The organism is Luteimonas sp. GW821-FHT14E02, from assembly GCF_058803905.1.
In genome coordinates this window covers 225,958-251,788 of record NZ_JBXAPK010000004.1, presented here as the reverse complement: position 1 = coordinate 251,788, position 25,831 = coordinate 225,958, and the positions used below count along the sequence as shown (strand labels likewise).

At 57.3% G+C, this 25,831-nt stretch carries 27 protein-coding genes, 1 tRNA gene and 1 pseudogene; 22 read left to right on the top strand and 7 right to left on the bottom strand.

Annotated features, from left to right (window positions below; translation table 11 throughout):
• Positions 1-29 precede the first annotated feature (29 nt).
• Positions 30-548 (bottom strand): pantetheine-phosphate adenylyltransferase, encoded by a 519-nt coding sequence (gene coaD / locus AC1RNP_RS08780; RefSeq protein WP_226469660.1) that lies wholly within the window; start codon positions 546-548, stop codon positions 30-32.
• On the bottom strand, positions 545-1,192 hold the full coding sequence (gene rsmD, locus AC1RNP_RS08775) for a 16S rRNA (guanine(966)-N(2))-methyltransferase RsmD (protein ID WP_493050867.1): 648 nt from the start codon (positions 1,190-1,192) through the stop codon (positions 545-547). Before rsmD ends, coaD begins: the two co-directional genes overlap by 4 nt.
• A 174-nt stretch (positions 1,193-1,366) precedes the next feature.
• Between rsmD and ftsY the strand changes: the two genes are divergently transcribed.
• The 4 genes from ftsY to AC1RNP_RS08755 all read left to right on the top strand — a co-directional run bounded on the left by ftsY (position 1,367) and on the right by AC1RNP_RS08755 (position 5,218).
• On the top strand, positions 1,367-2,518 hold the full coding sequence (gene ftsY, locus AC1RNP_RS08770; RefSeq protein ID WP_493050866.1) for a signal recognition particle-docking protein FtsY: 1,152 nt from the start codon (positions 1,367-1,369) through the stop codon (positions 2,516-2,518).
• A complete protein-coding gene (locus AC1RNP_RS08765) occupies positions 2,515-3,768 on the top strand; it encodes an AsmA family protein (protein WP_493050865.1) in 1,254 nt (417 codons plus the stop codon). The genes ftsY and AC1RNP_RS08765 overlap by 4 nt, the downstream gene beginning before the upstream one ends.
• A 77-nt stretch (positions 3,769-3,845) precedes the next feature.
• Positions 3,846-4,943 carry an A/G-specific adenine glycosylase gene (mutY, locus tag AC1RNP_RS08760; protein WP_493050864.1) on the top strand — a complete coding sequence of 366 codons (1,098 nt, stop codon included), beginning with the start codon at positions 3,846-3,848 and terminating at the stop codon, positions 4,941-4,943.
• Complete coding sequence (locus tag AC1RNP_RS08755; protein WP_493050863.1) at positions 4,940-5,218, top strand: oxidative damage protection protein; 279 nt, start codon at positions 4,940-4,942, stop codon at positions 5,216-5,218. Before mutY ends, AC1RNP_RS08755 begins: the two co-directional genes overlap by 4 nt.
• Here the strand turns inward: AC1RNP_RS08755 and AC1RNP_RS08750 are convergent.
• Complete coding sequence (locus AC1RNP_RS08750; protein ID WP_493050862.1) at positions 5,191-5,634, bottom strand: DUF6491 family protein; 444 nt, start codon at positions 5,632-5,634, stop codon at positions 5,191-5,193. The genes AC1RNP_RS08755 and AC1RNP_RS08750 overlap by 28 nt on opposite strands.
• A 171-nt stretch (positions 5,635-5,805) precedes the next feature.
• Here AC1RNP_RS08750 and AC1RNP_RS08745 point away from each other — a divergent pair.
• The 5 genes from AC1RNP_RS08745 to AC1RNP_RS08725 all read left to right on the top strand — a co-directional run bounded on the left by AC1RNP_RS08745 (position 5,806) and on the right by AC1RNP_RS08725 (position 10,346).
• Positions 5,806-5,881 (top strand) — tRNA-Phe (locus tag AC1RNP_RS08745).
• 567 nt (positions 5,882-6,448) lie between these two features.
• Entirely contained in the window at positions 6,449-6,793 is a 345-nt protein-coding gene (locus AC1RNP_RS08740) for a hypothetical protein (RefSeq protein ID WP_493050861.1), read from the top strand.
• 60 nt (positions 6,794-6,853) lie between these two features.
• Positions 6,854-7,474 carry a hypothetical protein gene (locus AC1RNP_RS08735; RefSeq protein WP_493050860.1) on the top strand — a complete coding sequence of 207 codons (621 nt, stop codon included), beginning with the start codon at positions 6,854-6,856 and terminating at the stop codon, positions 7,472-7,474.
• 102 nt (positions 7,475-7,576) lie between these two features.
• On the top strand, positions 7,577-8,977 hold the full coding sequence (locus AC1RNP_RS08730) for a KAP family P-loop NTPase fold protein (RefSeq protein WP_493050859.1): 1,401 nt from the start codon (positions 7,577-7,579) through the stop codon (positions 8,975-8,977).
• A 55-nt stretch (positions 8,978-9,032) separates the two neighbouring features.
• Complete coding sequence (locus tag AC1RNP_RS08725; RefSeq protein WP_493050858.1) at positions 9,033-10,346, top strand: hypothetical protein; 1,314 nt, start codon at positions 9,033-9,035, stop codon at positions 10,344-10,346.
• Between the two features lie 430 nt (positions 10,347-10,776).
• On the opposite strand, the gene AC1RNP_RS08720 is transcribed toward AC1RNP_RS08725, so the two are convergent.
• Positions 10,777-11,250, bottom strand: a complete 474-nt coding sequence (locus AC1RNP_RS08720) for a hypothetical protein (RefSeq protein ID WP_493050857.1) — start codon at positions 11,248-11,250, stop codon at positions 10,777-10,779.
• Between the two features lie 354 nt (positions 11,251-11,604).
• Between AC1RNP_RS08720 and AC1RNP_RS08715 the strand changes: the two genes are divergently transcribed.
• The 8 genes from AC1RNP_RS08715 (at position 11,605) to AC1RNP_RS08680 (ending at position 16,201) form a co-directional block, all read left to right on the top strand.
• Entirely contained in the window at positions 11,605-12,117 is a 513-nt protein-coding gene (locus AC1RNP_RS08715) for a hypothetical protein (protein WP_493050856.1), read from the top strand.
• Between the two features lie 6 nt (positions 12,118-12,123).
• Positions 12,124-12,507: a hypothetical protein gene (locus tag AC1RNP_RS08710; protein ID WP_493050855.1), complete on the top strand. Its 384-nt coding sequence runs from the start codon at positions 12,124-12,126 to the stop codon at positions 12,505-12,507.
• A gap of 430 nt (positions 12,508-12,937) precedes the next feature.
• A complete protein-coding gene (locus tag AC1RNP_RS08705; RefSeq protein ID WP_493050854.1) occupies positions 12,938-13,414 on the top strand; it encodes a DUF6970 domain-containing protein in 477 nt (158 codons plus the stop codon).
• A 60-nt stretch (positions 13,415-13,474) separates the two neighbouring features.
• Positions 13,475-13,912 carry a T6SS immunity protein Tdi1 domain-containing protein gene (locus tag AC1RNP_RS08700; RefSeq protein ID WP_493050853.1) on the top strand — a complete coding sequence of 146 codons (438 nt, stop codon included), beginning with the start codon at positions 13,475-13,477 and terminating at the stop codon, positions 13,910-13,912.
• Between the two features lie 78 nt (positions 13,913-13,990).
• A complete protein-coding gene (locus tag AC1RNP_RS08695) occupies positions 13,991-14,641 on the top strand; it encodes a suppressor of fused domain protein (RefSeq protein WP_493050852.1) in 651 nt (216 codons plus the stop codon).
• Positions 14,642-14,703: 62 nt separating this feature from the next.
• On the top strand, positions 14,704-15,054 hold the full coding sequence (locus AC1RNP_RS08690; protein WP_493050851.1) for a DUF2185 domain-containing protein: 351 nt from the start codon (positions 14,704-14,706) through the stop codon (positions 15,052-15,054).
• 60 nt (positions 15,055-15,114) lie between these two features.
• Positions 15,115-15,582, top strand: coding sequence for a J domain-containing protein (locus AC1RNP_RS08685; protein WP_493050850.1), 468 nt, complete (start codon positions 15,115-15,117; stop codon positions 15,580-15,582).
• 58 nt (positions 15,583-15,640) lie between these two features.
• Positions 15,641-16,201, top strand: a complete 561-nt coding sequence (locus AC1RNP_RS08680; RefSeq protein WP_493050849.1) for a hypothetical protein — start codon at positions 15,641-15,643, stop codon at positions 16,199-16,201.
• 852 nt (positions 16,202-17,053) lie between these two features.
• On the opposite strand, the gene AC1RNP_RS08675 is transcribed toward AC1RNP_RS08680, so the two are convergent.
• Together AC1RNP_RS08675 and AC1RNP_RS08670 are read right to left on the bottom strand one after the other, a co-directional pair.
• Positions 17,054-18,373: a hypothetical protein gene (locus tag AC1RNP_RS08675; protein WP_493050848.1), complete on the bottom strand. Its 1,320-nt coding sequence runs from the start codon at positions 18,371-18,373 to the stop codon at positions 17,054-17,056.
• 620 nt (positions 18,374-18,993) lie between these two features.
• Positions 18,994-19,425 (bottom strand): hypothetical protein, encoded by a 432-nt coding sequence (locus tag AC1RNP_RS08670; protein ID WP_493050847.1) that lies wholly within the window; start codon positions 19,423-19,425, stop codon positions 18,994-18,996.
• A gap of 905 nt (positions 19,426-20,330) precedes the next feature.
• Between AC1RNP_RS08670 and AC1RNP_RS08665 the strand changes: the two genes are divergently transcribed.
• The 3 genes from AC1RNP_RS08665 (at position 20,331) to AC1RNP_RS08655 (ending at position 21,582) form a co-directional block, all read left to right on the top strand.
• A complete protein-coding gene (locus AC1RNP_RS08665) occupies positions 20,331-20,693 on the top strand; it encodes an ArsR/SmtB family transcription factor (RefSeq protein ID WP_493050846.1) in 363 nt (120 codons plus the stop codon).
• A 10-nt stretch (positions 20,694-20,703) separates the two neighbouring features.
• Entirely contained in the window at positions 20,704-21,171 is a 468-nt protein-coding gene (locus tag AC1RNP_RS08660; protein WP_493050845.1) for an SRPBCC family protein, read from the top strand.
• 318 nt (positions 21,172-21,489) lie between these two features.
• A complete protein-coding gene (locus tag AC1RNP_RS08655) occupies positions 21,490-21,582 on the top strand; it encodes an alpha/beta fold hydrolase (RefSeq protein ID WP_493050844.1) in 93 nt (30 codons plus the stop codon).
• Positions 21,583-21,655: 73 nt separating this feature from the next.
• Here AC1RNP_RS08655 and AC1RNP_RS08650 read toward each other — a convergent pair whose 3' ends face one another.
• Positions 21,656-22,999 carry a lipase family protein gene (locus AC1RNP_RS08650; RefSeq protein WP_493050843.1) on the bottom strand — a complete coding sequence of 448 codons (1,344 nt, stop codon included), beginning with the start codon at positions 22,997-22,999 and terminating at the stop codon, positions 21,656-21,658.
• Between the two features lie 1,020 nt (positions 23,000-24,019).
• On the opposite strand from AC1RNP_RS08650, the gene AC1RNP_RS08645 reads away from it, so the two are divergent.
• Together AC1RNP_RS08645 and AC1RNP_RS08640 are read left to right on the top strand one after the other, a co-directional pair.
• Positions 24,020-25,363: a lipase family protein gene (locus AC1RNP_RS08645; protein WP_493050842.1), complete on the top strand. Its 1,344-nt coding sequence runs from the start codon at positions 24,020-24,022 to the stop codon at positions 25,361-25,363.
• 317 nt (positions 25,364-25,680) lie between these two features.
• Positions 25,681-25,821, top strand: a pseudogene (locus AC1RNP_RS08640) (acetyl-CoA hydrolase/transferase C-terminal domain-containing protein); the annotation flags it as partial.
• Positions 25,822-25,831: the final 10 nt, after the last annotated feature.

Here is a 25,831-nt window from a genome sequence, read left to right as displayed (position 1 = left end):
TAATTCCCCTATGGGATCAGCTTATGGAATCAGGTCGTATTGGATTGGGGCATGGAACGTTTGCGCTCTTCCTGCAACGCCTTGGCGACGGCCGGCGGCACGAAGCCGGAGACGTCGCCACCCAGGCGCGAGATTTCGCGCACCAACGAGGAGGAGATGAAGCCGTACTGCTCGGCCGGCGTCAGGAACAATGTCTCGACGTCGGGAATGAGATGGCGATTCATGCTCGCGAGCTGGAATTCGTATTCGAAGTCGGAGACCGCGCGCAACCCGCGCAGCAGCACGCCCGCGCCGACTTCGCTGACGAAATGTGCGAGCAGCGAATTGAAGCCGCGCACCTCGACATTGGAATGATGGGCGGTCGCCTGGCGCGCGAGATCCACGCGCAGCGCCAGCGGTAGCGCCGGCCCCTTGCTCGGGCTTTCGGCAACGCCGATGATCAGGCGCTCGAACAACGGTGCGGCGCGGTCGACCAGGTCGACGTGGCCGCTTGTGATCGGATCGAAGGTACCGGGATAGACCGCGATGCGGGTACGGGCCACGCTCATGGAGGGCTGGTCGTATCGTCGTTGGGAATCCCTCCCAGTGTATCAGTGCCGCCGTCCTGCCGACGGTAGAGGGCATGGCGCGCGTCACGGCTGGCCCCTTCTCGGTGGAGGCGCCAGCCCGGACCGGCATCCACGGCGTTGCCGGACGGGCTTTCGAGATAGAGCCAGGCGTCGTCCGCCAGCCATGGCGGCAGCAGCGCGAGCGCCGCCCGCCACAGATCCTGGTCGAAGGGCGGATCGAGGAAGACCAGATCGAAGCGGCCGTGCGACGGCGCGCGCAGGAAGGTCAGTGCATCGCCGCGCACCAGCCTGGCCGCATCGCCGGCCCGCAGCCGTTCGATCGTCGCCTGCAGGGACTCGGCCAGCCGTGGCTCCCGCTCCACCAGCAGCGCCTCGCGCGCACCGCGCGAGAGCGCCTCCAGCCCGAGGGCGCCGCTGCCGGCGAACAGATCCAGCACGCGCGCCCCAGGCAGCATCGGCTGCAGCCAGTTGAACAGGGTTTCACGCGCGCGGTCGGAGGTCGGCCGCAGCCCGGGAGCGTCCGCGACGGGCAGCCGCGTTCCGCGCCAGCGCCCGCCGATGATGCGCACGCTGCCCGGCGCGGCATTGCGCGCTGCGTTCCTGGCCGGAGCCGGTTTCCTCATGTTGCTTTCATAGGGGGAGTCCGGGGCCGGTGCTACCATTGCGCGGGCATTGTCCACGCTCCCGTGGGCAAAAAACACATTCCGTGCGGCCCCTGCACAAGAACCCGCACACCTCGCCGCGCCGACCGCGTGGTTCGATGCGCGGACTTCACCAAATCTACCAAACGACACCAGATGGTCAGCTTTTTCCGCCGCAAGAAGCCGAGCGAAGCCGGTTCCAGCGAGACAAGCTCGAATGCGGCGACGCCCACCGGCGAACGCGACAGCCGCATCGAGGCGCTTGCCGCCGCCTTCCCGCAATCACAGGGCGAGGCGACGGAGAGCCCACAGGCGCCCGAATCCGCCGTCAGGACTGAACCTGAGCCTGCGACGACGGCCGAAGTCCAGGAAAAGCCCGCGGCAGCTCCCGGCAAGCCGGGCTGGCGCGAACGCCTGCGCGGCAGCAGCATCGCGCGCGGCCTCGGCAGCCTGTTCTCGCGCAATCCGAAGCTCGACGACGACCTGCTCGATGAAATCGAGACCGCGCTGCTCACTGCGGATGTCGGCGTCACCGCCACCACCCAGCTGATCGCGCAGCTGCGCAAGCGCATGAAGGCGCGCGAATTCGCCGACGCCGCGGCACTGCGCATGGCGCTGCGCGCCGAACTGATCGCGATGCTGGCGCCCGTCGCCAAGCCGCTCGTGATCGATGGCGTGGCCAAGCCCTTCGTCATCCTTACCGTCGGCGTCAACGGCGTCGGCAAGACCACCACCATCGGCAAGCTCGCCAAACGCTACAAGGACGAAGGCCGCAGCCTGATGCTCGCCGCAGGTGACACCTTCCGCGCCGCCGCCGTCGCACAGCTGCAGGCCTGGGGTGATCGCAACGGTGTCGCCGTGGTGGCGCAGGGCCAGAACGCCGACGCCGCTTCAGTCGCCTTCGACGCCCTGCAGGCGGCGAAAGCGCGCGGTATCGATGTGTTGATCGCCGATACCGCCGGCCGCCTGCACACGCAGCAGGGATTGATGGCCGAACTCGGCAAGATCAAGCGCGTGCTCGGCAAGGTCGACGCACAGGCGCCACACGAAGTGTTGATGGTCATCGACGGCACCACCGGGCAGAACGCGCTGTCGCAGCTGCGCCAGTTCCATGCGGCCGCCGGCGTCACCGGCCTGGTCGTGACCAAGCTCGACGGCACCGCCAAGGGTGGCGTGGTGTTCGCGCTGGCGCGCGAGTTCGGCATTCCGATCCGTTACGCCGGCATCGGCGAGCGGCCCGAGGATCTGCGTGTGTTCGATGCGGAAGCCTTCGTAGACGCGCTGTTGCCGGAGTCGCTCAGCGCGTGATCCGCAAGCGCATTGCGCTGCTGCTCATCGCGGGCGCTGTCCTGCTGTTGCTGCTGGCGATCGCGCTGCGCATCGTCCTGCAGCCTGACCGCGTTGCCGGATTCGCGCTGTCGGCGATCGGCGACGCACTCGGCCTGGACATCGATGCCGCCGGTGCGAGCGAATACCGGTTGCTCGGCGGGCCGCAACTGGTCGTGCGCAACGTGACCGTCCGCGAGCCAAGCGTCACGACACCGTTGCTGCGCGCGCGACGCGTGCTGGTCTCCGTGCCCTGGTCGACCGTCCGCAGCCGCGGCGAGAAACTCGACATCACCCGGCTCGAACTCGACGCGCCCATTCTAGATATCCGGGCACTGCAGCATTGGTTGTCCACGCGACCATCTGGGGAGACGCGTCTCCCCACTTTCAGCAACGGTGTGCAAGTCGACAACGGACGCGTCGAAGGCGGCGGCTGGCGCATCGAGGCGCTTTCTCTCACCCTGCCGCGCCTGCAACCGGATCACCGCACCGACGCGCGTGCCGGCGGTCGCTTCGAGACTGAAACACTGTCGCTGCAATTCAATCTCGCCGTTGCGATGACTCGCCCCGCCAGCGGCGCAGGCGTCGCCGTCGTTGGCCCGATCATCGCGCAAGCGAAGGACTGGCGCCTCCCCGCACGGTTGCGCGCGTCCGGCCCCCTGTATTTCGACGATGGCGTGCGCATCACGCCACTGCGCGCCTCCCTGGTCGCGCGATACGAAAGCGGCGACACCAAACTCCCCTTCACTTTCGCCTTGAATTCGCCGCTGCGCTATCGCGACGATGTGGCGGTGCTCGCCCCCGCCGGCCTCGTCCTGCGCGGCGAAGGTGTCGTGCCGAATCTGGAAGCGGCAGGCGCGGCGGCCTACGGCAAACGCATGCTGTTGCGCTTCGACGGCCGTCTCGCGACCTGGCCGCAGGCCTGGCCGGCGTTGCCCGCGCCACTCAATGCATCGCAATCGCCACTGGCATTCTCCACACATTACCTTGGCGCCGCCGATCTTTCCGACCTCGCCGAGTTGCGCCTGCAACGGGACGCCACCCGCTTCGATGGCCGTTTCCGCATCCCCGAGATCACGCAGTGGATAGCGGCAGCCACTGGCACGGCACCGCCGCTGCCGCCGCTATCCGGGCACCTCACGACGCCGGAACTCGTCATTTCCGGCGCGCGCCTGGAAGGGATCGAGATCGAACTGGATGACGCAGAGCCGAAGGATGCCAAAGCGCCATGAGCACGAAATCGGGAAGCAGGCGATTGAAAATTCCCGCGCCGGTAAAAGATTCGCACGGCGACCAACAGGTTTCGGCGATGGATTCGAATGACACCTTTGCAGCCAAGCTGCTGAGCTGGTTCGACGTCTCCGGCCGCCACGATCTGCCCTGGCAGCATCCGCGCACGCCGTATCGTGTCTGGTTGTCGGAAATCATGCTGCAGCAGACGCAGGTCCGCGTCGTCATCCCCTACTTCGAACGCTTCGTCACCGCCCTGCCCGATGTCGCCGCACTCGCCACCGCCGAACTCGACACCGTGCTGGCGCTGTGGTCGGGACTCGGCTACTACGCACGCGCCCGCAACCTGCACGCGGCCGCGCGCGCATGCGCGGAACGGCATGACGGCGAACTGCCGCGCGACTTCGATGCGCTCGTCGCACTGCCCGGCATCGGCCGCAGCACCGCCGGCGCGATCCTGTCGCAGGCGTGGGGGGATCGCCATGCCATCCTCGATGGCAACGTCAAACGCGTGCTGTGCCGCTATCACGGTATCGACGGCTGGCCCGGTCAACCTGCGGTGGAAAAGAAGCTGTGGTCACTTGCCGAGCATCATGTGCAGAGCCGGCACATTGCACACGGACAACTGCCCGACTACACCCAGGCGCAGATGGATTTCGGCGCCACGCTGTGCACCCGCTTCGATCCGGCCTGCGTGCTCTGCCCTTTGCAGGAAGACTGCGTCGCGCTGACTACCGGCCGCGTCGCCGAATTGCCGACGCCGAAACCCGGCAAACCACTGCCCGAACGCTCGGCCTTCGTGCTTCTGCTGCGCGATGCCCAGGAGCGCGTTCTCCTGCAACGCCGTCCGCCGACCGGCGTATGGGCGTCACTCTGGTCGCTACCGCAAAGCGAAGCGCATGAGGACGCACGCGCCTGGTTCGAGAGCCACGTCACCGGCGACTACGACGGCGGCGAAACGCTCGACGCCATCGACCACGGCTTCACCCACTATGACCTGCGCCTACAACCGCTACGCTGGCACGCCGTCACTCCGCGCACCGTGGTGCGCGACAATGACGACCTGCGCTGGGCAACGCGCGAGGATCTCGCCACGCTCGGCATTCCGGCGCCGGTCCGCACCCTGCTCGAAGCGCAATTCCGACAACCTCAGGATCACGGGACCACATCGTCATGACGCGCATGGTTTATTGCGAATACGAACACCGCGAAACCGAAGGCCTGGACTTCGTGCCCTGGCCCGGCGAGCTCGGCAAGCGCGTCTTCGCCCACATCGGCAAGACCGCCTGGGCCGCATGGCTGACACACCAGACCATGCTGATCAACGAGAACCGGCTCTCACCGCTCGATCCGAAGCACCGCGCCTTCCTCGAAGACGAGATGCGGAAATTCCTGTTCGGCGGCGGCGCCGAGAAACCGGCCGGCTATGTTCCGGTGGACGGCGATGCCTGATCGCGCGCGGTCTTCTCCGCGGCCCTGATCGCCTTCACGTCGAGTGGACGGATCTCGTTGATCCGGCATGGCATCTCGATCGAGCCGCGATCGCGCGCGATGATCTTGTCGAACTTCGCGTACACCTGGTTCATCTGGCTGGTCACGCCGATCACCGGGGTGAATTCGAGGTTCTGGCACGGGCCGTACAGGCTCAGCAGATAGGCCTGATTGGGCTTGGTCCATACCGCCACCGCGCTGTCGCCGAGCGGCGTCCAGCCGTCGATACGGCCGAAGTAGTGGAAGCTCGACACCGGCTTGCCGGCATGGCTGCTGTAGAGCGCCAGTTTCTCGGAATCACTCATGCCCGTGGTCGCGCAGGCGGCCAACAGCGGCAATGCGGCACTCAGGGCGGCCGCGAAAATCATCGTTTTCATGCCCGTTTCCCTTGCCGCACGGCGGCGCTGGTGAGGTAGCACGATGATGCGCTCGGGCCGCACGCCGCCCAAGGGAGCACGCGCGACCTGTTCAGCCAGCCGCGAGCTTCTTGCTCCCTGCCGTTCAGCCCCGTATGATACGCGGCTCGCACGGCCAAGGCCGCAGCGTTTGGCCGGGTAGCTCAGTTGGTAGAGCAGGGGATTGAAAATCCCCGTGTCGGGGGTTCGATTCCCTCCCCGGCCACCACCTCATCAAAGCCCACCGCTCTCCGGTGGGTTTTTCGTTTTTAGCAAAAACCCCTTGTTTCGCAGGGTTTTTCGCGTCCATTCCCGTGTCGACGACACCACTCTCCTGCCCCTTCTCGGGCCTCATTTCTCTCTCTTTTTGCCCCTTTTCTCCCTTTTTGCACCATCCCCGTGTTTTCGTTACACGGGGTGCCCTAAAAAATTCAAAGACTTAGGGATGCGAGTTGTAATGCATAGGTGGTGTGCACCGTGTTAGAGCGAAACGGGGAGACGGGAGACGTAGAAAAGCATCGAATGACATCCAATGACAAAGAACGACATCAGGATGCAAGTCGTAAACTGCCGGCTACGGCACAAAAGCAGCTCAAATGCCACATAACCAAATGGAATGGTCGCCAGAGTCTTTGGTGATCGGAGACAAAGGAAAGCATTGGACGGCATCTAATGACAAAAGATGACATCAAAAGGCAAGCTATGCTCACGCAAGAGCGAGTGCCATGAGCTCCATTTTCTTTTGAATGGCAAGAGCAATTGAGCCAGTCCGATTCGATCAGCACATGGAGGCAAAGTGCGCACCCGAGACAAGCTACTCACCCATCTCTGGCAGCAGGTAATCAACGTCAATCTCGACCCTGCTTCTCTAGATGCAAAGATCGAGCGCTCCAAAGTCCGCCCTGATGATCCTTTTGCGGACACAGGTGCCGTATTGCAACGACTACTAGCCGCAGGCGCCGATCCCCGAGATCTCTGCCTACTTCGGCGCGACGCCGCATATGCGGCAACATTTGCGACGCTTTATGCTATTGGGGACCCTGGGGTGGAGGGAGATGATGTGTTCATGTTGTTTGAAGAACTACTCATAGCGGATCCAAGCGGCATGGAAGGACGGCCTGGATCAGCTGATGTGGTCTAACAGTTCATTCAACGATTCCGGTTCGCAAGGCGGCTAAATTGAGGCGTTAGGGGGTGCTCAATGAGCTCAAGGGAGCATGATGCCATTGACCGAACAATGGGGCTGTATACCATCTGGGATGTGCTATCTAAGTTGGAATGGGATCTGTTGCTACTGCGTGAATTGGAGCATCGAGCACCGGTCCTAACTAAGGCAGTTGAGAAGTCGATTGAGCACCCAATGGCTGCTCTGTACGCGGGCATAAATGCAGCTAGTACAGCATGGAGCCTTACCGATTGGGCGTGGCAAATCATTCGCTGTGACACAAAGAAACTGTGCTTCGCCGAGCGGGCACTGAACGAGGTGTTTGACGAAAAGGATGGCCATAAAAAATTTCGACTAGCAGTTAGGAATACATCTATCGAGATGAATCTCTGCCATCAAATATGTAATGCTACAAAGCATCGGATGCTAATAAGAAATGCAGTAACGGAAGAGCTTACAGTCGATGTTTTAGTGGATATTTATAGCGGAAGTGGGGAGACGATTTCGACCGTTGTGCACGCAGTGCCGACCCAAGAACGCAACAATGGAAGTACATCGTCAACGACGATCTATTCCGCTGTCAGGCACGCTGAGCGCTTCTGGCGCCACTTTCTCGACCAAGTTGGCGAGAGATCAATCACCAAGGTTCTCGATTAACAAACTAACCCAGGCAACTGATGTTAGCTTCTGCCCGAAATAAACATTTGCATCCGCCAGACCAGTTGTCCGACAGGAAAAGTTCTACAGGGGAGACAATTCATGCGCCTTCGTGCACCTACTTTTGACATACCTGCCGCTAGCCCGTTCCAGAACGACAAACTAGGACGACAGCCGGCTGTAGAAGCCATTGCCAATATCCTAAAAAGCACGACAGAACCGCTCGTAGTTTCTGTAAACGCGCCCTGGGGCTACGGTAAATCTACATTTTTACGAATGCTACAAGCCCATCTCACCGCGGGTGATTTCAAAGTCATCAGCTTCAATGCATGGGAAAGCGACTACATTGACGACCCATTTGTTGCACTCCTTGGCGACACAGAGGAACAGTTAAAGGCGCTCAAGGGCGGCAGAAATCGTCCGCTTCAAGCAAAAATTGATAAGGCCAAAAAGTATGGGAGCCTAATCATAAAGGCAGCTTTGCCCGCCGCGATAAAAATTGGCACCGCCGGGATAGTCGATCTCGAAGAACTTGCAGAAGCTGCTTTAGCTGACGCTGCGGAGAAGTTCGCGCAAGAGCGGATTGATGCCTATTCTGAGGCAAAAAAATCGATCTCTGCTTTTCGAAACGAACTGAATGAAATAGCACAATCACTTTATGGCGAAGGATCACAACTTCCACTAGTTTTCATCATTGATGAACTTGATAGGTGTAGACCTACGCACGCCGTCCGGTTACTGGAAATCGTTAAGCACTTGTTCTCAATTGATCGCGTGGCGTTCGTAGTCGCTTTGGATCCGGAACAGCTGGGGCACTCGGTGAGAACGCTGTATGGTCAAGGGATGGATGTCGATGGATATCTGAGAAGGTTCTTCGATCTCGAACTCAACTTGCCGAACCCAAGTACAGATGAATTTCTGAAAGCACAGTTCGGCATGTTTGGGCTGAATGATTTCTTTTCTGGCCGGATGCAGCATCACGAGACCAGGTATGACAGGGATCGAATTCAGACCATGTTCAAGCATTTGTTTCCTGGACTAGATTTTTCTTTCAGAGAACGCGAGCGAGCATTCGTATTGCTGAGTTTGGCAATTCGCGCCACCGCCGAGAATCATTACCTGCACCCACTGATGCTCGGCTGTCTGATTATCTTAAAAATTAAGAACACCAACCTTTATCGAGGCTACCTTTCCGGAAGGGCATCTGCCAAGGATGTGATGGAATATTTTTCTTCACGCCCAGAAGGGAAAGAGTTTGCTCAATCAAACTATGGCTACGCGTTGGAGGCAGAATTGATTGGCGCACAAACTCCTTATAACGAACATGATGAGTTGCTCAGACGCTACTCGCAAGAATCTCAGGATGAATCTCTTGAACCCGAGGCTAGAGCTCGCGCGGAAATGATTGTGCTAGTCATGAGGGAGAAGAGATTCGGACGACTATACTCAAATGTAAAATCCGTCGCACCCAAGATTGACCTGGTCGCCGGCGAAGACCAATAGGTCATCAGATTCGACGCAGCAAAAAACCCGCATGTTTATTTTTACTCGACGATCTATGCAATCCATGTTGGATCGTATTTCCGTCTGGATGCCCCGGGAATCCGTGTTCGCTTTAGTCACACGCTTGAATCGGCGCGGAAAAAATCGACTCCCTGATATGTGGGAACTGGTGTTCCTTGATGCCTTGGGCCAGGTAGAGGCTGTCACTCACGAACAGGCTTTGATCACCGGTGCGCGTCCGGATTTTGGGTTTGAGTTAAAAGGTGCAAACGGCGCGATACCTGTGATAGGTGATATCACCACGGTTTCCGATTCTGGCATCGATGCGCAAAACCCGTTCGAAGCTCTGATGGAAGCAATTCGGAAGCGCGCGGTAAAAGAAGGTTTTTTGGGGGGTGGCTTCCACGTTGCTGTTGAGCATGACGAGACTGGCGAGCGCACGAAACGCAAGGTGCAACTGGCAATTCCTAATGGCCCTGATTTTGATCAATTAGTTGCCCGCCACATCAAGCCGTTCGTCCAAAGAGTCGCCCGCAACCAAGACAAGCCTGATGAGCTCGCGGTGAAAGAGAATGGAGCCCGCTTCACCATACGCTACGAAGGGCCCAGCAATTTCGCAGGTGGATCGTATCGGTCCTATGACAGCGCGTTATCAGTAACGAATAACCCCATCTACAACCAGATGAAAGCGAAAGCCAAGCAACTGCGCGGCGCACCACCGGAGGCTATCCGATTGCTTATTGTTTGCGACGGCGATTGCGCAACAATGAGCCAGAGCTTCTCTCGCGAGGGGTTCAGCGCTCGACAAATTGCCGAACGGTTTCTGCAGAACACAAACTCTATAGATCTTGTGTTGTTAGCCACAGTTGAGGATCAGAGCACTGGTTCCTGGTGGCCTCGTCGAGCATTACGTGCTCGGTACGAGCTTGTTGCTGCATCTGCTCAGCACCGGACTACTCGCCTGACAGATTCTGTGCTCCATTTGTTAGAACAAACGCTTGAATTAGCAGTTGAGAAGATTCCCCAACCTGTAATGACCCCCATGAACGCGGTACGGCGCAATATTGATACAGAGGTAGGTGCCAAAATGAGCCTGGCATTCAGAGCGACAAGCAACCAGATGCGAATCTCATCGCGCGCTTTACTGGAGCTTCTGGCGGGTGTTAAGTCTTATGAGAGGTTCGCCGAGGAGCATGGATGGAGTACTGGGCAAGGCAATGTGTTCAGTGGGCAGTTCGCCAGTGGCCACCTTTTTGCCTCGGCAAGGATCGAGCCGGGCGTCAATGAGGATGACGACTGGATCGTCTTTGACTTCGGACCTCCCGATCCGTCGATAAGTCCGTTCCGCTTGCTGCCGGAGTCGAAATAAAACCAAGCAACCCTCTCCTACTCAACTAGGCGGCGCCGGCAATCGTTGGGTATCCCTCTCTCCCAGATGAGGGCGCTTCTTCATATGCAATGAACATGGGGAGTGTCGTTTGAAAATCGACACCCATCATTGATCCGTATCAAAAGGCAAGCCTGAGTCCTGGCCCACCATCAACACGTAGAGACTCAACACTGCCGGCATTAACGTGCCATGATTGTCGCAGTTATCTGAAATCGCATGTTTTCCTGCTCTCTCGCCAGAATTTGTGCGATCGCTGCCAGAGGATTTTGAACTGCCGAGCGAGTCGCTGAGCCAATGTACGCCCAACGCTAGGCGGTTGAATGCAATCGACGCTCGAAGAACCATAAAGAAGACGCGTTTGATGCCAGTTCATTCACAATAGTCCGCTAGTGGCCGATAGCGGACAACATTATCCTGCCCGCGCCAAGGAATCCTTCAAGCTGCCGATCTCTTTGGCGAGGGATTTCATCGCGCGGCTGACTGATTCCTCGACGAGTTTCAGCTCGTCGTTAGTCATCCGAATGTCCGAGTCGCGCCTCCTCACGCCGAAGTGCGGCAATAGCATGCGGTGCGCCACGTCGTTGCGTTTATCGACCAATCCCGCGAGCCGCTTTTGAAGAGCGAGGTTGTTATTGACCACCTTAAACATGCCAATAAGGCGCTCAAAAGAGGCCTTCTCAAGAGCACGATCGTCATAGTTGTAAGGGACGTAACCGTCGACTCGGGTAGCAATCAGTTTGTACGCGATTCCGATGTAGACCTTTAACGACAGCTCTACCAACTGGAAGTGCGCTAACAGGTTGAAGGCACGAGATTCCTCGTTGAAGTCGAAACCCCGCTTTGCTCCACGTCCCAGCCTTCGTATCATCGCATTTGAGTTCATCGCTCGAGCCCAAAGGTTGGTTGAACCTAGCTTAGTGTGTCTGCTTCCGATCCTGTAGGGAAATCCCTACCCCACCATGCGGCAACGGCCGATGGTCGCCGGCGAGCGCGCACTGCACCCTACCCTCGCCAGCAACGACCCTTGCGATACCCCATTCCCCTGGTCTACTCGCACCGCTCGGGCGCCGTATGGACGCGGCGCTGCTGGCAGCTGATCCATAAGCTAGACTTGGCCATGGCAACGACACAGGGGTGAGGCCATGACTTCGGGAAATCATCACGGACCTTTGCCAAAGGGGCGCTCGTCATGCCCTGCTTGGCGGCATCCCATGTCGAGTTAGGCGGGGGATGATTTATGAAGCCAATTCTCCTTGCCACAGCACTCATGCTTTGTGGTTGTACGCAAGGCAATGATGAGCATGCCGCCACCTCTCCGAAACCACGCGTGCTTATCCCCGACCATGTTCTTCGAGTGTTTGATGGCCGGCTGTTGGGAACAGATCACGGAGAATGGATTGGAAAGCTTCAGTTTCAGGACAAAGACGGCGTTCTTCATACACTTCTTAATGAGAACGTTCATGGCATTGTCAAAAACGAGGACGGCATATTTGTCTTCACAGGATTGGCCCACCTTAGCATCAACGAGGGCGCTATCTATCTAGTGGCAATGCGCACCGATAGCGGAGAATTGGAAGCACGACCGCTGAAACGACTTCCAGGATCTCCTTTCGATGTAAGACAACTTGAAAACGACATCACCACTTTCCTTGTAAATACTGGTTACAGCGGCGACCACCTTCTATATGAGTGCTATTCGCTAATTGGAAGTGCCGTGAATCGTTCATACGATTGCGCTCCCCCAAAGTAGTGCCATATGACAGCTCCCAACAACTTTGAGAATCCCTATCAAGCACCACAGGCTCAAGTGAGCCAGTTTAGGGCGTTCGGTTCACCTAAGCGTCGATTCTGGCTTAGCTGTCTTGCCTGGCTCTTGCCGATCCCTACCGTAGCAATGCTTTTGCTTTATCTCTTCCCCAACTGGTTCCTTGTCGTTCTCATAGCTCTCATTGCTCTCTGGATTCTGACGATCATATGGGTGATTCAGGCCCATCGCAGCATGGCTATGATTCATCGGGCCATTGTTGTAGTCGGCCTTACTATCGCTCTGGTTGTCTGCTTTTTCTTCGGATCGGCTTTGCTACTTATCCCAATGTTCAACAAATCCATAAATGTCACGCTTCCTCAGCGCGGCACCTAAAATTCATTCAAGCCGAAGCCGCTTCGCAGGCCGACGCAAATCAGTGGTTAGACCCGCATGAGACTATTCGGCAAGGTCTTTGGTTTTCTTCTCGGGCTGCTTCTTCTTGCTCATGGCATTGCGCTCATCGCACTCCAGTCTCCACTGATCGCAACGAGCAATAAGCACGGGGCAATTTTGTATTTCATGGCCGTCGAGAGTCTCATTGGTAAGACCGGCGCATGGGTCTTGTCCGGCCTGCTCTGGATCGCACTTGGATTGGGCATTGCGTATGCTTCCGCCATCCCAGCTAGGACAGCCCGACCTCGAAAGCCAGCTGTTGCTTCCCCTGGTCTCCCCAAGTATGGACGCAGGCGTGGTAAGCGAACCTAACATTTCATTCAAGCCGAAGCCGCTTCGCGGCTTGGCTTTATTCAGGCGTTAGGCGTCTATGACACAACAGGTGCAACCGAGAAGCGGTGAGATTCGATGGACTCGCGTCGTCGCGGTTTCAGTGGTTCTCATCGCCTGTGTCTACCTTTTGCTGCTTTGGCTTCAGCCTCCGCTACCTCCAATGCGGCTAGAGGTAGTCGAGCCTTCACCTGCGGTTGTCTCATCGCCCGCGCTTGAGGCCTCAGATGTTCCGCTATTCGTCGCGGAACTCATCACACGATACAAATCTGTCCCGCCAAGCAGCTCACCTGGCGCTGTGTGGCAATATCGCTACAAGGGTCAACTGGTGTACTACGTGCCGCGGCTCACGTGTTGCGACATTATGAGCCAACTCTACACCAGTAGTGGGGAGCTAATCTGCCAACCTGATGGGGGCATGGCAGGAAGCGGCGACGGCAAGTGCCCTAGCTTCTTCATGGAGCGTGTGGATGGGCGGCAGTTGTGGAGCGACCCAAGAGTGACGAGTGTACAGTGACACCTATCAACTCGTTCAAGCCCAGGCCGCTTCCCGCCTCGGCTCTGGCGTTAGGCGCGCATGGAACTAATCGCAATTATCGAGGATGCATGGGGCTGGACCGGGCTCAAGCCGGAGCAGATCGTCGGCGACAACGATTTCGGAAACCTCATGATTAAAGACCAGAGTGGCCGGTACTGGCGCTTGTGCCCCGAGGACCTATACTGCAAAGTCATTGCAAACTCCAAATCCGAGCTCGACCAGCTCTCGCAAGATCAAGGGTTCTTGCACGACTGGTACATGAGGGAACTAGTGCAACAAGCCCGGGAGAGTTTTGGCCCACTCAGGCCCGGCTTCAAGTACTGCCTCAAGATTCCCGGTACGCTCGGTGGCGAGTATGGCGGCGATAATCTCGCCACCATCTCACTCGGCGAGCTTGTTTCCACCTCGGGACACATTGCCCGGAAGATTGAGGGTCTACCAGATGGCACGCGAGTCAAGCTCAGCATCGCCGACTAGCGCGCCTAACAATTCATTCAATCCGAAGCCGCTTCGCGGAACGGCTTCATCCAAGTACTGTGCTTTACGGGAAAGATCATGAACTCACTCGAAGGGGTCTGGGAGCACAGGGAAGAGGTGCTTTTCCCGTCCTTGTTTAGCGAAAAGAGCGAAGGCATATTCACCCTAAGCGCTAACATCTTCACTGATATCTTTCAGCAAGAGAGCTACGACCCGAGATGGCTGTTCCTAGGAGTGATGGAATTTCGCCCATCGCCAAATCGCAATAGTTGGCTTTACGTTACATCAGGCGGAACGACCCCTTGGGAAACAGATCCTGATCAATACAACTCCGCCGAACCTTCTTGGCTTGGCACAGAGCTAGTCATCGAATCCCCCGAAAAGGCAGAGTGGCCAGTTCTCGTGTTACAACGCCTCCTCGCTTATAACGTTCTGCTATGCCATGGCATGTATGGGGATGCACGCTCACTCGACTACGGTGCACGTATTCCATTAGGTGGCCCGATAGCACCAAAGTCTGATTTGCGGTTTGTGGCGCTGGCCAAGCCTGCTCACTATCCACATACGGCTCAATTGCCCTCTGGAACCATTGATTTCTTGCATGTGGTTGGCATTACTGAGGCGGAGCGCGACTATGCAAAAGAGCATTCAACTCAAGCCATGATTGATCTATTGCAATCCGCTGGAGCATTTCCGATAACCGACCCAGCACGAAATTCGCCTGTGTAAACATTACCACTCGTTCAAACCGAAGCCGCTTCGCGACTCAGCAAAATTCCGGCACATGGCTCATGACAAAACAGTTCAAACTCACTGCAGACCAGATCAGGCCATTGGCTGAGGGATATGGTGGTTGCATTGCAACCGACAAGATCACAGTCGAGGGATATCCCGTTCGCTTCATGTACCGAGAGGCCCCGGACAATGAGATCGATAGTGGCTGGCGCTTCATGTCTGGTTTTGAGGACGACGCGTACATGGATGACCCAGCCAATCACGCAATCTATGACGTCAATACAATCGCCAACTACGATCCGAGCATTGTTCCTTTTATCAATGCTCCTGAGGGCAGCGCCTTTGAGAAGACTCCGATGTCCGAGCGATTCTTGGTAGTCACAGACTGGGCTCCAGATGAGTCCTGACAATTCACTCAAGCCGAAGCCGCTTCGCGGCTCGGCTTAATTCAGGCGTTAGGCCCCGTCATGTCCAAGATCAAGACCCATTACGACAATCTAAAGGTTACGCATGATGCCCCGCCCGAACTAATACGAGCAGCGTATAGGGTGCTATCTCAAATGCATCATCCGGATCGCCACAACGGCGACCCAGAAAAATCTAGGGTCATGGCAATCATTAACGCATCTTATAAGGTGCTCTCTGATCCTGAGAAGCGCAGAAACCATGACCAGTGGATTACCTTACAAAAGCGAGAAAACCGACCAGCTAACAGCACTCGTGATACAAATAAAGTTCGCCCGAGCGCGCAGCCGCAACCATCGCAACACGGGGAAACGAAGAAACACGAGCCTCAATCAGAGGCAGACTTGCTTGCTCGCTACAACATCTCGAAGGATGATGATCGATACGTTTACGGCTCCTATAACTTCACAAGCCTACAGAACGCTGTTAGACACGCTAAGCATGCCGAGAGTCTGCGGCGCGGGGCTTAACAATTCATGCAAGCCGAACCCGTTTCGCGGGTTGGCTTAATTCAGGCGTTAGGCGCTCATGACACATAGTCTCGACTTCGCTGGTGTCAACGAGAAGCTCTTTCTCCTGCAGCAACTCATCTTGGCCAGCCAACCATACTGTCGCATCAGCAACATCTGCCAGGGCAGCTACCCTTACGGCCACGATGACTGGAACGACTACGACCACAAGATCAAGCCCGTCGTCTGCGGATACCTCATCGAAGTTGCTGTGAAGGTCCGCATTCTTGAAGACTCATCTAAACCCCATGTTCGGCCTTCAGCCTTTGTGCATGCAAACAAGTACGCCACCGAACAGGTTTCCTTGGGCACAATTCATGCCGGGCGCTTCGAACTAACAGTTCGTGAGACATGCAATAAGATCATCCATGCAACCCATGTGGAACTTGGCTGGATTACTAGGAATGCTAAGTCACAAGATCGATACTCGCACTGGACGGGAATGGTGCACTTGCATGGGGAGCGTGGCGCGGATCCATGGCACTTGGAACTAGATGTTCATGGCTGGTCGGTTGCTGTTGATGCATACATCGATGAGATTGTTGGTAGTGATGAGACGCGGGCGCTAGATTTCGGATGAGCGCCTAACAATTCATTCAAGGCGAAGCCGCTTCGCGGCTCGGCTTAACTCAGGCATTCGGCCTCTCGATGAAATATCTCTGGCTCACCATCCTTCTAGCCCTATCAATCCCGCTTGCTCACGCCGCTCAGGGGCGATGCGTGCTTCCGGTTCCTGATGGCGCGGATATCGAGCCCTCCCCTGCCTCCTTGAGCGGCAGATTAACCCAAGTGCGGCCTGGCCGAGTCGTGGTGCGTGTTGCTCGCGGCAAGGACATTCCGGTTTATATTAACTCGAACACAAACCTCTTTACTGCCTACGGTGGTGAAGCCGAGGCGCACGAACTTAAAGTGGGTCAGTACGCATCCATCTGGCTGAAAGGTTGTGCCAATCCTGGCGGGTCTACCGCTCTAGCGGTGTACCTTGAGCTGTGCTCTCTAGCGGCTGAGCCATGCCAAAAGTAGAGTGGGCTAACAATTCATTCAAGCCGAAGCCGCTTCGCGGCTCGGCGTAATTCAGCCGTTAGAAAAACACGGGTCAGTGTTGACTTTTGCTTGTGGCCAAAAAGCGGACGCCAAACATGCGAAAGGGCGGTCCTGTAGGAAAACCCCTACCCCACCATGCGGAGCCTACTGATGGCCGCCATCAGCCGCGCGCTGCACCCTACCCTCGCCAGCAACGACCCTTGCGATGACTGCGCCGCGCCCCACGTGGGACCTATGACCTATGTCCTGATTGACTCCGTGCCCTCCTCGAAAGGGGGAGTTTTCCGCGAGTGTCATCGAGCGCGGTTCTCGACAATTTTCAGTACTGGCTTGGTTGCCGGTTTAGTGAAAGCAACACAACCACACTCTGCAAGACCGAAGAGTTTTGTTATCTGGCGCCACCAGGGCAGTAAGTGGACTCCCTGCCTAGAGTTGCACACCAGCTAGATTCAATGGGTGCCCCAACCAGACCGAAAATACCAAGCTTTGTCGTCGTAGCATCTCCGATTTTCGCTGCCTCCACCTTGTAAGCATGCCGGTGTCGAGTGCTGATCTCGCTGGTGCCGACAATCCACACCCCATTGGGGCTGATCGCAGCCGGGCGGTTATGTGGCCCACCCAGCGTCCCCAATATTTGCAGGTTGGCCGCTGACGTCCAGGAAACGCCGACTGGCGCGCCTTGCGCATCCTGGGCGCTCCCGATGACACGCCCACTGTCGGCGATCCACTCTGCCCACATGGTATCGCCGTCGGGTGCGCCAAGATCCAATCCGTCCTCCGTGGTCGGATCGTCGGTGGGCGCCCAGACAAAACTTCGGTAACTTCCGTCACCTGCGATGTAGTTTCCAGTGATCGTGCCAGCGCCGTTCATATCCGCAGCAATCACCTGTTGCCCAAGCGCCGCTTCCCGTGGCAACCCACGCAGCATCGCAGGCGCACCGCCCGAAGGTCTCCAGCGCACGGCCGCTAAATCGCCAACTGTATCTTCGCATGTGCCTGCGGTGTAGCCGCTGGGATTCACCGCTACGGCCACACAGTTTGAGCCCCCGGCAATCCGAGGCAAGGACGCGACGTTGTAGCTCCCTGCGGAATTCGGCGTCCATTTGACTGCCACCGCGCCACCCTCACGCAGATCGCAGAACCCCACTGCGGCTGGCGTCTCCGCAACACCTATGGCCGTGATGTGGCACTCGGTCACCGATGTCAACAGCGGAGGGAGCAAGCCGGGGACCGGCAGTGAAGTCGGCGTTGTTTGTCCACGCTTCCACAACACAGGGTGTTGGGTTCCGTCAGCATCGACGCTGACGCCAGCAACGGTCCCGGATCGATTGATCAATTTCGCTTCGGCGCGATCCTCTCCGATGCGTGCACTCAGCACCTGCGGGGCCGCCGAGGGCAGCGATGGTGTCATCCAGCGTACAGGAAACTGCTCGCCATCCGCCCCCAACTCACAGTTACCGGCAATCTCGTCGTTGCTGCCGATCCCTACTACAGAGCACGGACCATCGAATTCCAGCCCCGGCAACGCCATGGCCGCTGTGCCACTACTGCTCCAGAAGGTTGGTGCGAAGTCCCCTGCGGGCGTTCGACAATGGCCGACCACAGCGCCCGCGTTATTGACATCGACCGCGCTACACGTGCCGCCGCCAAGCGTTCCCAAATTGGTGAGCGCTGCCGGCGCAGGCAGTGGCACAAGGAGGATCAACATCGCAGCTGACAGAACGTATGAAGAACCGTGCGTATCCATGACATCGGCCTCCCATTGGCATCAGATGAAGAGTGTTTTAGAACTCCCAAGCGAGGCCGCATCGTATCGATGCGGCCATGACCAGTGTTGATAGGGGTCACGAATCTACATGCAGAGGGAAGTGCTTTAGCAATTTGGGATGATCGTATTCATTCGCTCAGTCCAACCATCGTATTCACAGATGGTTTGTTTCCTCTTTTTCTGGCCAACCTGATCTTAGTAGAACCCGTCATTTCCGAAAGGAAATCCGCGTGATCGCCATAGTAAACAAGGGCTGTCCGCGATCGTCCGCATGTTCGGAAACGGTAACTGGCATAAGGCCCCTTCGGATCGAAGGCTCCCATATGAAGGAAACCGAGCCAGATCTCGCGGCAACGCCCCCCCCGACTAGACAAAGCCGCACCATAAGCACTGTCGCCAGGTGCATCAATACATTGGCCACTCTTTCGCCAAGGTTTTGATTCCGCAACTAGTGTCAGCGACTCGGAAGCACTTTGTAACCGCTAAAGCGGAGTCCAGCCATGCATCCGCCTAGCTGGACTCCACCTGTTACTCACACAGATGTGACATCAACGCGGCCGTTATGTGCCCGGCGTTACAGCAGGCCATTGACGCTTGGGCTCCAGCCAGGATTTGTTGTGAACCTGAATATCCGTGCAGGTCTCAGTCGACTCCTGGTTCCTCTCAAAAAACAAAGATGAATCCGTGTGAAGTGATTTGATCATGGCAACATGCGTCGGATCTGTAGTTTTGCACCTCACATACTGCCCGCTAGCATCAGTAGCGTCGCAGGTGGCGGACATCGCGGCACCAGGCACCGCGACGATGATGCAACCAATATATTGGCTACTGTCGGCACTGTTGCTGGCGGTACCGAGTGAGCCCGACGCGTTTGCGACAGCAGCATCAATGTACACAGTGACGGGCTGTGAGGTTCTCAGCCCTGCCATGACCGGCGAGACACTGGCTGCCAATACCCATGCGATGGTCATTTTTTTGATGATCTGATTCATTTTTCTTCTCCTAATGGGATCTACCGACCGCCGAGCTCACAGCGCGCTGCTGGAGGGGCCGTTTGGGGACAACACGCGTTTGGGCTCGGTTTGAGATCCTTTCCGGACTGATAAGCGCGAGCATTGCGAATTGGCTGCCCATCCGAACTGGACGAATGAGTCTGAATCGATGCTCATTGCTAGATCAAATATCCCAGGATCTGATGTTGAGCATGATGCGTAATTCCCACTGGCATCATAGGCGGTACAAATCACCGTCTTATCGCCTCCGCCGAAGGACATTACATTGCATCCGATGCTCTCATATATGCTGTTGCTGTTACGTGCCGTGCCAAGAGAGCCGACAGCCGTCATTGACCGACTATCAATGATGACACTGTACGGAATATGCTGCCCGGCCTGCACAACACCTGCCATCGAGAACGTCCCTAAAAGGGCGAGAAATCTTATTTGACACTTCATGTGAGCTGCCTCCGTTGCGCCCGACTCCGGATGAGTTCGGGTCGAATCCTCAAACTCGGAATATGCGATCAAATCGGATCACGGCTGGCCATCAGAAGGCCCGCATTAGAGAGTCAGCCTTTTCTTACGCAACCACTGGCTGCTCACTCCCTTCTGGACGATCGTCTGTTTTGGATCGGAAGCGGACTTGGCAGGTCTTCAGTAAACGGCTCGCTTTAGCTCATGGCTACGGGCGAAGTGGCATGTCTATCCCTTTGACAAGTTTTGACGTCAATCGTTTGTCCCGCGGCTGAACCAGCCACCCCCTAGTGCACGCCCCTGATGATCCCTGCGTCAAGCGACGTAAAGCAGATTTCGTTCGAAGCGGCAGAGCGCCATGTGCGATTTAAGCCCGTGGGGTCATCCGCTTGCATATCACCCCTGCACGCATTACAGTGAACCACATGGTTCACTATCAAGCCCGCCTCGACGCAACGTTCGCCGCGCTCTCCGATGTCACCCGACGCGGTGTGCTGGAGCAGCTTGCGGGTTCAGACGCATCTATCACCGACCTTGCCGACAGGTTTCACATGACCCTTACGGGCATGAAGAAGCACGTTAGCGTTTTGGAGCAGGCGGGGCTCGTGACAACGGAGAAGGTCGGGCGTGTACGAACCTGCAAGCTCGGACTGCGCCGGCTGGAAGAAGAGGCGGCCTGGATCGAGCGGCATCGCCAACTCTGGAGCGCACGTTTCGACGCGCTGGACAAGATCGTCAAACACCTGAAATACAAGGAGAAGGCAGATGCATCGAGGAAAAGAAGGTAGTTCAAGCGCCATGAACAGCACCGTCGTGGAACGCAAGTCCGACCTCGAACTCGTCGTGACGCGAACATTCAATGCCCCAGCGCACATCGTCTTCGAAGCCTGGAGCAATCCCGAATTGTTCAAGAGTTGGTGGGTTCCGGAGTCAGCGGGCCTGACGCTGCTCTCGTGCGACATGGATGTGCGCACCGGGGGCGCGTATCGCCTCGTGTTCCGCCATCCGGCTTCTGATCTACCGATGGCGTTCTTCGGTACGTACAGGGAAGTGACGCCGCACAAGCGCCTAGTGTGGACGAACGAAGAAAGCGATCAGGGCGCTGTGACCACGGTGACGTTCGAAGAAAATTCCGGCAAGACGCTGGTCACCCTACACGAACTCTACCCCACAAAAACGGCCCTCGACGAAGCCCTTGCCGGTTCAGCGGAAGCCCTGCCCGAGCAGTTTGCGCAACTGGATGAGTTGCTCGCAGGCAGATCGTGACCACGCGGCAGGCACCGGTGCATGGAAGGGATGACGATGAAACGCACGATCACCGCCGCGCTGGCTAGTTTGGCGCCACGTGAGGACGAAAGGAGCCATCCGCTCTGCAGAACGGGACCTTGCTGACCTCAACGACCAGCACACCTTCTACGACGTGCATGGCGCCGGCAAGCCGCTCACCCTTCTTCACGGGACATTGACCCAGACAGCTTTGGGAGCAATCTGGCCGAACTTGCCAAGAGCCGGTTGGTGATCACCTTCCATCTTCAGGCGCATGGGCGAACGCCAGACACAAACGGGCCACTGTACAGTGAAACGATGGGCGACGACGTTGCCGCTCTGATCGGCCATCTGAACCTCGGCGAGGCCGACGTCATGGGCTACTCGTTAGGCGCCGGCGTCGCGCTGTAGACCGCCATCCGCCCTCCGGACGTGGTCAACCGGCTCATTCTCGAGTCCGGGGCGATGAAGCAGGACGGCTTTCTCAAAGAGAAGGGATTGGGTTTCGCGGGTTTCCTGACTGAATTTGCAAACAGTTTTGCGATGCCGCATGGCCAGCGAACCGCTCGTCTACCCAGGGCAGCATCTCGGCAATCCATACAAGCGCAGCAAGCGTATGACCGAGAGAGTCACTCTGTCCGTATTGGACGTTGACTCCGCGTGAGCAATATTCACGGGCCAGGCTCCGGACATCACCGGCTACCATGATGCCGTCTCCAGGGCCAATGCCTGGCTTGTCGCCCGGCGTACCTTCCGATTCACCACCGGCACCCTGCCGGATTTGCAAGGGCGCCGACGGCGTACCACCAGTCCCCATGATTGTGTCGTTCAATGCCTCTACAAGCTCTGGAATCTGCTCGGGAGTCTGGTACTCCGGCTTAGTGACTGATGCCCATGTGAGTCCTGGATATTGATTCAAAACGCTTAAGATCGAAGCCTCGCGTATACGCTCGTACAGACTCTTGCCATAGTCATTGAGATAAGGCCCCAAATCGATTTCGTATGCGCGCGCAAGGCCGATCAACGCCATCATCATGACGCCGGACCATTGCTGGCTTCCATCAATGTAGTGCAGGTTGTTGACTGGATGTGCGAACACACCGCCAATCGATGTTCCGATGATTCGCTTGTCCATCTCGGGTGCGTAACCCGGGGCAAGTTCGGCCGCCCACTCCGCCGCGATCGCGCCACCGGAGTAACCGATCAACGCGACCTTAGTATCACTGGGAAGACCGATCTCTGAAGAGGCGAACGCCGCCCGCAGCGAGTCCAAAGTGTTCATGCCGTATTCTTGCCCAGCCACCAGGTTCGCCTGCTGACCTTGGATATCGGGAACCACGACGGTGTAGCCCTTCGACAGAAGCGGAAGGATCAATACCGCCTCGATGTTCGGGATCAATCCACCGAGCGTCACCCCGCCGGAGATCGCATAGGACGGCTCGTCATCCGGATTCAGCGAATCGTAGGCTGACTGGTATGAGACCACTTTCTTGCGACCGAAATTGAAGGCCGGCTGGACAACTGAAGTGACGTTTACTGTCGCCTGCCCAAGCTGCCCTGTCGAGCGATACAACAGCTGCGTGGTCTTGACCGGCAGCGGAAACCCGACGACGTGATAAGGAACCGAGCGGCTCTTCAACACTGTGCCGGGCAAGATGCCCTCGAGCGGCGTACTGCCATCATACTGATAGAACGGATCTTGACTCGGAGGGAGTCGAGCCTCCGCCGAAGTCGCTGATCCCAGGAGCACCAGCGATACAACAAATACGACCAATCGCCCATGCGCAGCAGCAAGCCGGCGGCTCATCATATCTCTCATCTCGGACATTTATTCTCTCCACGGGCACATGATGACGTTGAAAACCGGCGTCGCGGGAAACAATGAACCACTCTCCAGAGAATGGCGTTTACATAACCCATGATGTGCGGAACAACACCACTCCAAGGCGGTGTCCGCAACCAACAGATGCAGCACACGATAAGCGACACCCGGGATGCTTTCAGAAAGCACGTCAAGACGACATCAACAGGTTATCGAGCAGGCGACCGCTCGAATTCGATGCCGGGCAATTCACCCATTCATCATGTCTACTCAACGCGCACACCAGCGCATCGACAGTCGCCTTAACTAACGAATCACTCAGTGAATTTTTCGGAACCTATCGCCGACCGGGAGTAGCAGCTCACGTTTCCAAACTACTCGTCCTGATGGCAGAAAATCACAGCAAGATTGAGTTGAGTCTCGGCCACTATCTGAACGGCTCAGGGGACATCACGCGATCATTCGGATGAAGTGCTCTCAAGAAGATGAGCCATCCCGCCGCGAGAATACATTGCAATCACGGGCATCTAGGCAACGTGGCGCACGGCTAACGCCACAAGAGACTTTTGGCGCTAGATCGATGCCGCGCCCTGTTCTAACCGTTTCGCCCCCCTCTTGGATCAGAAATCGTGCGACTTGTTCCGGCATCGTATCGAACATAACGGATGACCAACCCCACACGTCTCTCCCAGGCCATCCTGGTTTTCCTGTGCGTGAACGACTCAAAGACAGATCTTGTATCGGCCATGGGCAGCGGACTGCAAGGCGTCTCTGACGCGAGAGGGCACACCCTCGCCACCTCGGCAGCATGATGTTTCTAACAAGATCGAATTGCGAACTGAACTTCTGTTGGCACCTCCTATTCTGTCCAATGTCCTCACAGGATTTCACATGATGCTGCTCCAAACTCCTCCTTAATATGCTTAGAAGAGAGGGCAGGAATAGTCCCCATTAACTATTCGCTTTGCCGACATCTCTGATGATGCCGGCCCAATGCGTTGTCAACCAAACCCACGGGAGCATGAGATGTCTGAGAAGAAATCTGCGAAAAATCGTCGGCGTGCCGTCGCGCGTAAACGCGCGGCCCTGATTGCCGCGACACTGGCGATCGCAGGGGCAACCACTTCGGCCGAGGCACGGCTTCCTCCCGGCGAGGATCCGTTCTACAAGTACGACGGCAGCACACCACTGGAAGACATCGCACCCGGCACAGTGCTGAAGACACGCACCCTCCCCTATCACGTCATCGGGTTCCCGCTGCCGATCAAGACCACGCAGCTGCTGTATCGCTCGACGGGACAGCTCGGGCAGGCAACGGTGAATGTCACCTCCGTGGTCCAGCCGCTCTTGTACTTCGGTCCGAAGAAGCTGGTCTCCTACCAGTCCTTCTACGACTCGCTCAATCCCGACGATGAGCCCTCGTATGCGATCTCCGGCGGAGTGACGCTCGGCGGACTGATCCCGAATGTCGAATCGATCCTGCTCTCCCCGCTTTTGTCGAAGGGTTACACCATCGTGATCCCAGATAGCCAGGGCCAGCAGGCGAATTTCGGAGCTGGACAGGAGTACGGCTTGAACACCCTGGATTCCGTGCGCGCAACATTCAACTCCCCAACGGTCGGCTTACCCACCGACACCAAAATCGTGCTGATCGGCTATTCCGGCGGAGGGATCGCAACGGAGTGGGCTGCCGAACTGGCTCCCAGCTATGCTCCTGATATCGACAAGCGGATCATCGGATTCTCGACGGGAGGACTCCTGGTGCATCCGGCGCACAACCTGCACTACGTCGATGGAAGCCTGGGGTGGGCAGGAATTCTGCCAGCAGCTTTTCTCGGAATCTTCCGATCGTATGGCATTGATCCGAAGCCCTACCTAAACGATCACGGCAAGGCTGTTTTCGAACGGTTAGAGAAGGCCTCGATCCTCAACATCCTGTTCCAATATCCCGGACTCACCTGGCAATCGATCGCCAAGCCCGAGTACCCGACGCCGGAAAAGATTCCGGTCTACGTGGAAATCGTAAACGACCTGATCATGGGAACTGGTGGCACGCCGTCGGCTCCGATGCTGATCCGCCAGGGGGCCGGCGGTGAAGCTGAAGGCACACCGGGCAACAAGCCTGGAATTGGTCCCGGCGATGCCGTCATGATTGCTGGCGACGTTCGGACGCTGGCACGTGATTACTGCTCGCGCGGAGTCAAGGTTGAGTACAGACAGGCCGATGGCCTCAGCCATATCCCGACTACGTTTCTGTGGACTGCCGAGACAATTCCCTGGGTAGACGATCGATTCGCAGGCCGCCCGGCTGCGCAAAACTGCTCGGAGATCCCGGCCGGCAATTCGCTGGCTCCAATCATTGGTCTCTAGGTCATGGAACAAAGCCTGTCGTAAGAAGGAGCCAGATACCCGCGCGGCGTTCTTCGCCGCGCGTTCCCGATCATGCGGGATCGATCTCGAGAGCTTTCTGAAACTTCTTTCCCGCGCAAAAGACAGCGATGGTAGCTATGCGATAGAGACACGCTGGCCCATCTGAATTTTGGACGCTATCGCCGTCCGCGACATTTCAACGACATCCAAGGCCGATGATCGATCAAGGCTCCACTTCGGGACCTGCTCAAACGCGCCACATGGCGACCTACGCCAAGGATGTATCCTCAGATTAAGCAACGCCGAGTCGCTCTAGTCGGTGTGGTGTCACCGAACATGGCTGGATCGATCTCAAGGGAAAGCCATCTACAGAGCGCGCTCATGCCCTGATCGCATTGGCCGACCCACGCTTCCGCGATGAACTTCGTGACGCTGCCAAGGCACTGCACCTGATTTGATCCTCGCGCC